Annotated in this window: 8 protein-coding genes, 4 tRNA genes and 1 pseudogene; 5 read left to right on the top strand and 8 right to left on the bottom strand. The window is 28.5% G+C overall.

Features of this window, described 5'->3' with window-relative positions; translation table 11 throughout:
• Positions 1-381: 381 nt before the first annotated feature.
• The 6 genes from rbr to Q1J48_RS06615 form a co-directional block, all read right to left on the bottom strand.
• Positions 382-921, bottom strand: coding sequence for a rubrerythrin (rbr, locus tag Q1J48_RS06640; protein WP_300331782.1), 540 nt, complete (start codon positions 919-921; stop codon positions 382-384).
• Positions 922-1,063: 142 nt separating this feature from the next.
• Positions 1,064-1,140: transfer RNA gene (locus Q1J48_RS06635), tRNA-Met, on the bottom strand.
• A 3-nt stretch (positions 1,141-1,143) separates the two neighbouring features.
• Positions 1,144-1,220, bottom strand: a tRNA-Ala gene (locus Q1J48_RS06630).
• A 25-nt stretch (positions 1,221-1,245) separates the two neighbouring features.
• Positions 1,246-1,322, bottom strand: a tRNA-Met gene (locus Q1J48_RS06625).
• 2 nt (positions 1,323-1,324) lie between these two features.
• Positions 1,325-1,401 (bottom strand) — tRNA-Ala (locus Q1J48_RS06620).
• Between the two features lie 93 nt (positions 1,402-1,494).
• Entirely contained in the window at positions 1,495-2,652 is a 1,158-nt protein-coding gene (locus Q1J48_RS06615) for an aminotransferase class V-fold PLP-dependent enzyme (RefSeq protein ID WP_300362104.1), read from the bottom strand.
• A 342-nt stretch (positions 2,653-2,994) separates the two neighbouring features.
• On the opposite strand from Q1J48_RS06615, the gene Q1J48_RS06610 reads away from it, so the two are divergent.
• From Q1J48_RS06610 to Q1J48_RS06590, 5 genes are all read left to right on the top strand, one after another.
• Positions 2,995-3,270, top strand: a complete 276-nt coding sequence (locus Q1J48_RS06610) for an HU family DNA-binding protein (protein WP_300331788.1) — start codon at positions 2,995-2,997, stop codon at positions 3,268-3,270.
• Between the two features lie 328 nt (positions 3,271-3,598).
• Positions 3,599-4,117, top strand: a complete 519-nt coding sequence (locus Q1J48_RS06605; protein ID WP_300362101.1) for a pyridoxamine 5'-phosphate oxidase family protein — start codon at positions 3,599-3,601, stop codon at positions 4,115-4,117.
• Positions 4,118-4,274: 157 nt separating this feature from the next.
• The gene (gene fusA, locus Q1J48_RS06600) at positions 4,275-6,356 is read left to right on the top strand and encodes an elongation factor G (RefSeq protein ID WP_300362099.1); all 2,082 of its coding nucleotides are present in this window, start codon (positions 4,275-4,277) and stop codon (positions 6,354-6,356) included.
• Between the two features lie 367 nt (positions 6,357-6,723).
• Positions 6,724-7,914 carry a MalY/PatB family protein gene (locus Q1J48_RS06595; protein WP_300362097.1) on the top strand — a complete coding sequence of 397 codons (1,191 nt, stop codon included), beginning with the start codon at positions 6,724-6,726 and terminating at the stop codon, positions 7,912-7,914.
• A gap of 279 nt (positions 7,915-8,193) precedes the next feature.
• On the top strand, positions 8,194-8,844 hold the full coding sequence (locus Q1J48_RS06590; protein WP_300362095.1) for a helix-turn-helix domain-containing protein: 651 nt from the start codon (positions 8,194-8,196) through the stop codon (positions 8,842-8,844).
• A 253-nt stretch (positions 8,845-9,097) separates the two neighbouring features.
• On the opposite strand, the gene Q1J48_RS06585 is transcribed toward Q1J48_RS06590, so the two are convergent.
• Together Q1J48_RS06585 and pstB are read right to left on the bottom strand one after the other, a co-directional pair.
• The gene (locus Q1J48_RS06585; RefSeq protein ID WP_300330745.1) at positions 9,098-9,787 is read right to left on the bottom strand and encodes a PhoU domain-containing protein; all 690 of its coding nucleotides are present in this window, start codon (positions 9,785-9,787) and stop codon (positions 9,098-9,100) included.
• A gap of 24 nt (positions 9,788-9,811) precedes the next feature.
• Positions 9,812-10,020, bottom strand: a pseudogene (pstB, locus tag Q1J48_RS06580) (phosphate ABC transporter ATP-binding protein); the annotation flags it as partial.

Genomic DNA, 10,020 nt, shown 5'->3' with positions numbered 1-10,020 from the left:
AAAATATTATATAAAATTAAGAAAAAATTAAAAATTGGTGACAAGTTTTGAGAGAGTTTGAAAGAAATTTAAAGATTCAATAGGTAAAATATTTTTTATTATTTCAAGTGTCATATTAAAATGAAAGTAAAAAAATAGCATATAGTATCTGTATTGGCTCCATATATATAAAAGAATATCGCCACTAAAGTTATCGTATATCAATTTTTTTATTTAAAAAATTTTGTGGTTAGTTTAATTTGCTTTTTCTTTTTTGTCTTCGACTTAAAAAATTTTTAATTCTTCATAAAAGAATCAATTTATAATTTCCTTATAAATAAAAAAAGGATTAAACATTTTTGTCTAATCCTTACAAAATTATAAATATTTAAATATAAAATATTAATAGTTTGTAGCTCTAACTCTGAAGTATCCTTGTGGATGAGCACATACAGGACAAACTAGAGGAGCCTCAGTACCTACGTGTAGGTGTCCACAGTTTCCACATTCCCAAACTTGAATGTCTAATTTTTTGAAAACTTCTTTATTTTCAATATTAGCTAAAAGTTTTCTATATCTTTCTTCGTGTTCTTTTTCTATTTTTGCAACCCCTTCCATAAGTCTAGCTATTTCTTCGAATCCCTCTTCTCTAGCTTCTTTTGCAAAAGTTGCATACATATCTGTCCACTCATAGTTTTCACCAGCAGCAGCATCTTTTAAGTTTTCAACAGTAGAAGGAACACCACCATTATGTAAAAATTTGAACCAAAGTTTAGCATGTTCTTTTTCGTTATTAGCAGTAGCTTCGAATAACTCTCCAATTTGAACATACCCTTCTTTTTTAGCTTTAGATGCATAGTAAGTATATTTGTTTCTAGCTTGTGACTCTCCAGCAAAAGCTGTTAGTAGATTTTTTTCAGTTTTAGTTCCTTTTAAATCCATGATATTTCCTCCTTATAATATTTTCAGTGATTTTATTTTTTGAAGAATTAAATATTCTTTCGAATAAATTATAACTCTTAAAAAATAAAAAGTCAAATTAAATGAAAAAAACACTTGATAAATCAAGTGCTATCTACAAAAATGGTGCCTAGGAATAGATTCGAACTATCGACCGTACGGGTATGAACCGTATGCTCTAGCCAACTGAGCTACCTAGGCAAATGGTGGAGATAAGCGGGATCGAACCGCTGACCTACGCAGTGCAAGTGCGTCGCTCTCCCAAACTGAGCTATATCCCCATAAGGTTTATAAAGTTTTAAAAAATGGTGCCTAGGAATAGATTCGAACTATCGACCGTACGGGTATGAACCGTATGCTCTAGCCAACTGAGCTACCTAGGCGATGGTGGAGATAAGCGGGATCGAACCGCTGACCTACGCAGTGCAAGTGCGTCGCTCTCCCAAACTGAGCTATATCCCCGGACAAGCTATATAATATCAAAAAATACATAAGTTGTCAATAAAAAAAAATATTTTTTTAAAAAAATGAAAAAAGTTTTTTAAAATCAATAAATTAATTGTTAAAAAAACTTATAATTTCCTTTAAAGCATTGATACAGTAGAGAACTTCTTCCATAGTATTACTATATCCAAAAGAAAATCTCACACAACCACTCTCATAAGTTCCTAAATATTTATGAACCAGTGGAGCACAATGGAATCCACTTCTAGTATAAATATTAAACTCTTCAGATAAGATATCACTTAATTCTGATGAGGAGATGTTTTTTATATTAATAGCTACCACAGGACCTCTAAAAATATTAAAATTATCATATATAGTAATTTCTGGAATTTTTGAAATTTCATCTATAAAAAATTTAGTTAATTTATATTCGTGATCTCTGATTTTATCTAAACCGATCTCTTTTATATAATCTATACCAGCCCCTAAACTAAAAATTCCAGGAATATTATTTGTTCCAGCCTCTAAAAGTTCAGGCATCTTTAACGGTTGTCTTTCAAATTTTGAGAAACTTCCAGTTCCCCCTTCAAGTACAGGTGAAAGTTCTACCCCCTCTCTGACAAAAATCCCTCCTATTCCTTGGATACCCATAAGGGATTTATGCCCAGTGAAACAAAGAATATCAATATTTGATTTTTCTACATCAATAGGTAAAAAACCAGCACTTTGTGATGAATCAACTATAAATAAAAGATTATATTTTTTACAGATCTCTCCAATAGCCTCAATATCAAAGATATATCCAGTAACATTTGATATATGATTTAATACGATAGCTTTTGTGTTAGGAGTTATAAGTGACAAAATCTCTTTGATAACCTCAGAAGTTTCTTTATGTGGGTGTATATATGAAAGAGAAACATTTTTATTATCTCTTAAAGAATTTAAAGGACGAAGTACAGAATTATGCTCTATAACAGAGGTTATAATATTACAGTTTTCTAAGTTGCTCCCCTTTATAGCGAAGTTAAGGGATTCAGTAGAATTTTTTGTAAAAGCTATTTGTAAAGGATTTTTAATATTAAAAAAGTTTGCTATCTTTTCACGGATACCAAAAATTCTTCTTTCAATCTCGATACTTTTTCTACAAGAACTTCTACTTGGATTGCCATTAAAATTTGTAAGAGCTTCAACGACACTATCTATAACTTGTTTTGGTTTTGGATTTGATGTGGCACTATGATCAAAATAATACTCTCTATTCATAAGAAAATTACCTCTTTTAAAATTTTATTTTTCATAAGATTATATCACATTTGAGAAAAATATAAAAGAAATAAAAAATTATAATTCTTTTTATCAAGAGATATTAAGAACCTTTTGGAGAAATAATAAGAAACAACTATTTTAAAAACAAAATAAAATGTGCTATGATGGTATAGTTTTTCGAAATATCATTGGAATTATTAGAAAATCTCTAGTAAAAAATTAAAAAAAATACTTGTCATTCTCTGGAAAATATGATATAACTTATAAGCTATGCAAAAAAAGTTATGTTTGCGTTTATAATAATTTATTAAAAATTTATATATATTTTGGGAGGTTATAATGACAAAAAAAGAGTTGGCTAATATATTATATCTAAAGGAAGTATTTGATACTAAATTAGATGCTGAGAAAAAAATAGATTCTATATTAGACTTAATCCAAGAAACATTATTATCTGGAGAAGATGTTAACTTTATAGGTTGGGGAAAATTAGAGGTTGTTCAAAGAGCACCTAGATTAGGAAGAAACCCTAAAACTGGAGAAGAGGTTCAAATTGAATCAAGAAGAGGAATCAAATTTAAACCTGGTAAAAAATTCTTAGAAAAATTAAACTAATTAGTAATTTAGACTAAAACTTAGTTAATCATAATATAAAATTAAAAGAATATCGTTGAGGATATTCTTTTTTTTATGTATAAGAAAATTATAAATTTATTTTTAAAAAATAAACTAAATTAAAATTAGAAAAAAATTTAATAAAATATTTCTTAGAATATTATTTAATTTTTTAAATAAAAAAAATTTTAAAAGTAATCTCTATTTATTGTTGAATTATAATAAAAATGTAATCATTATAAAATAATAGTTGACTTTTTTTATAAAGTATAATATAATTCAACTAACTTAAATTTCGTAATACAAAATAAATGGAGAAGTGAAAAATATGATGAGAGAAATAAAATTTGATCCTAAAGAGATAATCAATGAAACAGAACAATTTATAAATAGCTTTAAATCTGTAATCTTAGGTACAGTATCAAAAAATGGAGAGGTAGATGTTACTTATGCCCCACATTTAAAAATAGATGGAGAGCATTATATCTATATCAGTGAGATTGGAGATCACTACACTAACCTAACAGAGAATGAGCAAAAATTTGAAATTATGTTCTTAGAAGAGGAAAAAGAGGCTATGTCAGCAATAGCTCGTAAGAGAGCAAGATTTAATGTTACAGCTGAGTTTTTACCTAGAGATGAAAAATTTGAAGAGATAATGGATAAATTCCAAGAGAGCGTCGGGGAAACTTTTAAAATAGTAAGACAGATGAAAGATTTCCATTTAGTAAAATTAAATGTGATAGATGGAAGATATGTAAAAGGGTTTGGACAGGCCTATATATTAAAAGATGGAACAGCTACTCAAATGACTGTTGACAAGAATGGTAAAGGACATAGACAGTAAAAAAATAATATTTTATAATAAGAAAACTCTACTATATAAAAGGTAGAGTTTTTTTGTTTAAAAAAAATAAAAAACTACTTGATTTTTTACATTTTGTGGGCTATATATATAGTATGAGGTTAATTACTAAAATAGTTTTTACAGGAGGTTTATATCTATGAAAAATTATACAACAGATCAAATCAGAAACGTAAGCTTTTTAGGACACAGAGGATCAGGTAAGACAACACTTGTTGAGGCAATGCTATGGAGAGCAAAGGTAGTAGCTAAACCAGGATCAATTGAAAAAGGAAATACATTATCAGACTATGATGAGGAAGAAATAACAAGACAATTTTCTATCAATACCTCAGTTATATCTCTTGACTATCAAGATAAAATATATAATATCTTAGATACTCCAGGATATGCAGATTTTAAAGGTGAAGTATTATCAGCTTTAGGAGTAACAGGTGGAGCAGTTATAGTTGTTGATGCTAGTGCTGGAGTTGAAATTGGAACTGAAAAAGCTTGGAGATTATTAGAAGAGAGAAGTATCCCTAGAATAATTTTTATTAATAAAATGGATAAGGGAGCTATAAATTATAAAAAAATATTAACAGAATTAAAAGATAAATTTGGTAAAAAGATTGCACCGTTCTGTATCCCATTAGGAGAGGGAGAAGAATTTAAAGGATTTATAAATGTAGTTGAAAATAAATCAAGAATATTTACAGGGGAGGTTTGTGAAGATAGACCACTTGTGGAGCACGAGGACTTTGAAAGTGTAAAAAATCTTTTAGTTGAGGCTGTTGCAGAAACAAGTGAAGAGGCTATGGAAAAATTCTTTAATGGAGAAGAGTTTACTCATGACGAGATTCAAGCAGGACTTCGTAAAGGTGTTGTAAATGGAGATATAGTTCCAGTTATTGTAGGATCTGCAATAGGTGGAATAGGATTCCACACTCTATTTGAGATGATATATGACTATATGCCAACTCCGTTGGAGGCAAAAGGTGGAGAGGTAGAGGGAATAAATCCAGAAACAGATGAGCCAAAAATAAGAAAAGTAAGTATGGACGAACCATTTTCAGCTTTTGTATTTAAAACAATAGTAGACCCATTCATAGGAAAAATATCTTTATTTAAAGTTAATTCGGGAATAGCTACAAAAGATGTAGAGGTTTTAAATGCAAGTCAAAATAAAAAAGAAAAATTAAGTAACCTATACTTTGTAAGAGGAATAAAACAAAGAGATACAGATAGAGTTGTGGCTGGAGATATAGCTGCTACTACAAAACTTCAATATACAAGAACAGGGGATACTTTATGTGATAAAAATAGCCCAATAGTTTATGAGGGAATAGACTTCCCTAAACCTTGTATATTTATGAATGTAGTTCCAGATAAAAAAGCTGACGACGAAAAAATAAGTATCTGTTTACAAAAACTAACTGAAGAGGATCCTACTTTAAAAGTAATAAGAAATTCTGAAACAAAAGAGCTATTACTTGGAGGACAAGGAAAAACTCACTTAGAGATAGTTTTAAGTAAATTGGTTAATAAATTCCAAGTTCATGCAAGTTTAACAAAACCAAAAATAGCATATAGAGAAACAATTAGAAAAGAGGTTTCAGTACAAGGAAAACATAAAAAACAATCAGGTGGAGCAGGACAATATGGAGATGTATTTATTAAGTTTGAACCACTATATGATGCTGAATATGAATTTGTTGATAATATAAAAGGTGGGGTTGTTCCTAGACAATATCTACCAGCAGTTGAAAAAGGACTTCACGAGGCAGCACTTAAAGGACCTTTAGCTGGATACCCAGTTATAAACTTTAAAGCTACATTATTTGATGGTTCTTATCACCCAGTTGACTCAAATGAAATATCGTTTAAACAAGCTGCAATATTGGCATTTAGAAAAGCTATGGAAAGTGGTGCTACACCAGTATTATTAGAACCAATAGTAAAAATGGATATAATAGTTCCAGAAGAATATACTGGAGATGTTATGGGAGATATGAATAAGAGAAGAGGTAAAATCTTAGGAATTGATCCATTGACATTCGGAGAACAAAAAATATCTGTTGAAGTTCCAGAAAAAGAGATACTAGAATATGCAATAGATCTAAAAGCTATGACTCAATCAAGAGGAAGATTTGAATTTGAATTCTTAAAATATGATTATGTTCCAAGTGATGTGGCAGAAAAAGTTATAGCAGAAAGTAAAAAAGCCAAAGAAGAGAAGTAGTATCATAGTATAAACCTCAAGAAAAGGGAGAGCTTGGAGATAACATCAACAGGCTCTTCCCTTTTATTTTTAAGTAAAAAAAAGTAATGCTTAATGTGGGCGAGACATTAAAAACATTACTTATAGGGAGTATGGGGTTTTGAAAATTATCCCTTATGTAACAATTATAGCACAAAAAAATGTTCTTGACTAGTATGAATTATAAAAAAATCCTAAAAAAACACAAAAATAAAAATAAAATGTTCTAAAAATATATTGTAAAAGCAGATATAGAAAAGAATGTATAAATAAAATTATGAAAAAAATATTTTTTTATATAAACTAAATATGATATAATAAATTAATTTAAAAGAATTGGAGGGAAATTATGAAATATAATTTTGATGAGATAATAAAGCGTAGTAAAACAAATTCTAAAAAATGGAATAGCACATATTATAAATCACTATTTAATAACCAAGAAGATCTTTTATCTATGTGGATAGCTGATATGGACTTTAGAGCTTCAGACGGTATTCAAAATAGATTAAAAAAACTTATAGATTTTGGAGTTTATGGTTATGGTGCAATAGATGATGAATATTATAATGCTATCATAAGATGGAATAAATTTAGAAATGGTTGGGAAGTACCAAAAGATGCAATAATTTATACTCCAGGAATAGTTCCAGCAGTAAATTATATTTTACAAACTTATACAAACCAAGATGACAGCGTAATGATATTTTCTCCAGTTTATGGGCCATTTAAAAGAAGTATAATAAACAATAAGAGAAAAGTTGTTGAGTATTCATTATTAAAAGATGAGGAAAACTATTATTCAATGGATTTTGAAGAGGTTGAAAAACTTGTAAAAGAAAAAGATGTAAAAATGGTAATCTTCTGTTCTCCTCACAACCCTGTTGGAAGAGTTTGGACTAAAGAAGAACTTGAAAATATCGCAGATATATGCTTAAGAAACAATGTTTTAATGGTATGTGATGAGATACACTCTGATTTAATTTTTGGAGATAATAAATTTGTATCTTATGGAAACCTTGATGAAAAATATCGTAATAATGGAATTATTTGTAATGCAGTAAGTAAAACATTTAACCTTGCAGGAATGCAAGTGTCAAATATAATTATATTTGATAAAATATTAAGAGAAAAATATAAAAATACAATGGCGTTATATAATATTTTAGCTCCAAATGCTTTTGCTATTGAGGCTGTAAAAGGTGCTTACTTAGAAAGTGATGAGTGGTATTTTGAAATGATGGATTATATCTATCAAAATATACTTTTCGCGAAAGACTATATTACAAAAAATATTCCAAAATTAAAATTTAGAGTTCCAGAGGGAACATACTTAGGTTGGCTTGACTTTAATCAATATGGTATCTATGGAAAAAATATGGAAGATTTATTTGAAGAAAAATTAAAAATAGCTGTTGACTATGGACATTGGTTTGGAGAAGAGGGAAAAGGATTTATAAGAATGAACTTTGCTTGTCCAAGAGAAGTAGTTGTTGAGGCACTAGAGAGAATAAAAAACTATTTTGAAAAAAATAATTAAAAATTTTTTAGGGGAAGTTAATTCCCCTTTTTTATTTGTAAAGTTTGTAAAATACAAAAGAAAATTAAGAGGGAAATGAGATTTGACAAGGGGTTTAGGTGGGGAGTGGCAAAAAAAACATTGACTTGATACTAGGTAATAAGTTTATAATATAGGTATATATTAAAAATGCTAATTTTAATATTAAAGATTTTCCGAGGACTCTTACAGTTTTTTGAAAACTGGGGAGTCCTTTAATATTTTAATAAGGAGGTAGTGAAAGAATTTCACAGAATAAAAATGTCAGAAGATAAAAATGAAAAATTAACCGTAGCACAGATGGCAGAACTTTTAGGAGTGAATATAACAACACTTCGTTATTATAATAAAAAGGGGATTACACCGTTTAAAAGAGATGAGAATAATTATAGATATTATTCAAAGAATCAAGTGAAAAATTTTATGATAATTAAGAATTTTAGAACAGTGGGACTTTCAATAGAGGAGATAAAAGAGCTTAAAAAGAAGTTTGACCTAAATAATTATAAGGACATAACTAAGATACTAGAAAAAAAAGTTCGAGAGTTTGATAGAAAAATTGAAACAATGAAGGAAAAAAGTGAGGCTTTAAAAAATTGTACTAGATATATAAAAGTCTTGGTTGAGATAGCAGAGGTTGATCCAGACTATATCTTCTTTGAAAATATAATTTTAAAACAAAAGGAAGAGATGATATTTAGAATAAAAAATATTGAGGAAAGAGATTATGCTATACTTTATTCCGTAGATAAATTTAAAGATTTAGATGCCATTAACACCTTTTATAAAAGGATAGAGGAAGAGGGATATAAGATAGATGGAGACCTTTCCATAGAGATTGCAAAACCTCAAGGGGAATTGGATAAGAGCTTTTATAAGATAAAAATTTTTAAAGTTCCAGTAAAAAAATAGTTGACTTGATACTAGAGAATAAGTTTATAATAAAATTGAAGTAAAAGTTTTTTCATAAAGTTACCAAGAAAGAGAGCCTTTTTTTAGGCTCTTTTTCGTTTATGAAGTAAAATTAGGACATAAATCTAAAAATATAAGTAATTTTTTAGGATTTTAAAATAAAAATCTTATGGGGAAGAATCTTCCCTATAAGTATAACTCATTTAAAATAGAGGATAAAAAAAGTAGGGAAAAATCTTCCCCACTTTTTTAATTAATTTTCTTTTTTCTCATCAAGCAACTCTTTTTTTCTTAGGTTTTCCCCTTTTAATATATAAACCAAGTCCACAATTAAATGGATTATATGATCAGAAAATCTTTCATATTTTTTTACAAGGGCAATAATTTCAAGTAATTCATCAACCTCATTAGGAGATTTTTTTATCTCTTCGGCTACCTTATCTATTATTGATCTTGCCTCTTGGTTAATCTCCTCATCAGAAGAGATCAGAGTGTAAAGTAGTTCCTCATTTGAAGTTGAAAATACAATGATATATGAATCAAAGATATATTTTATTTTAGCAAGATAATCTGAAAATATATGATTTAATTTACTACTAACCTCAGGATTAAGGCTTTCTATATGTTTAACTATCTTTAGATTAGCCTTTAATATATCGGCCATTCTCTCAAGAAGTCTAACCCCGTCAATAAACATAATAAGTTGTCTTAAATTTTTTGCTGCTGGTTGAAATCTTGCTATACAGTTTATAGAGTCCTCTTTTATTTTCACCTCAAAGGCATTTACTATATCCTCTACAATAAAACACTCTCCATAAAATTTAGGGCTTACCTTACCGTCTTTTACAGCCTCCATATTGATTTCAAGCATTCTATTTACATGTTTTAACATTTCTAAATAATGCTCATTTAAACCATTTAAACTCTCTTGTAAATTTCTCATTTTTCCTCCCGTTTTAAAATCTTTCTATCCAAACTTACCTGTGATATAGTCCTCGGTTTTTTTATTATTTGGAGCAGTAAAGATAATTTCTGTTTTATCAAACTCTTCTAATACTCCTTGATAGAAAAATCCAGTATATTCAGAAATTCTTGCAGCCTGTTGCATATTATGGGTTACAATAACGATACTGTATTCTTTTTCAAGTTGTCTTATAAGTTCCTCAATTTTAGAAG

The sequence above is a fragment of the Fusobacterium sp. genome (assembly GCF_029258315.1).
GTDB lineage: Bacteria > Fusobacteriota > Fusobacteriia > Fusobacteriales > Fusobacteriaceae > Fusobacterium_B.
Note: the sequence above shows the minus strand (reverse complement) of the source record. Positions and strands in the feature narration are given on the sequence as shown.

Coding starts and splice junctions, on each gene's coding strand:
- fusA (WP_300362099.1), top strand. CDS start 4,275: ATGAAAAATTATACAACAGATCAAATCAGAAACGTAAGCTTTTTAGGA.
- Q1J48_RS06605 (WP_300362101.1), top strand. CDS start 3,599: ATGATGAGAGAAATAAAATTTGATCCTAAAGAGATAATCAATGAAACA.
- Q1J48_RS06590 (WP_300362095.1), top strand. CDS start 8,194: ATGTCAGAAGATAAAAATGAAAAATTAACCGTAGCACAGATGGCAGAA.
- rbr (WP_300331782.1), bottom strand. CDS start 921: ATGGATTTAAAAGGAACTAAAACTGAAAAAAATCTACTAACAGCTTTT.
- Q1J48_RS06585 (WP_300330745.1), bottom strand. CDS start 9,787: ATGAGAAATTTACAAGAGAGTTTAAATGGTTTAAATGAGCATTATTTA.
- Q1J48_RS06595 (WP_300362097.1), top strand. CDS start 6,724: ATGAAATATAATTTTGATGAGATAATAAAGCGTAGTAAAACAAATTCT.
- Q1J48_RS06615 (WP_300362104.1), bottom strand. CDS start 2,652: ATGAATAGAGAGTATTATTTTGATCATAGTGCCACATCAAATCCAAAA.
- Q1J48_RS06610 (WP_300331788.1), top strand. CDS start 2,995: ATGACAAAAAAAGAGTTGGCTAATATATTATATCTAAAGGAAGTATTT.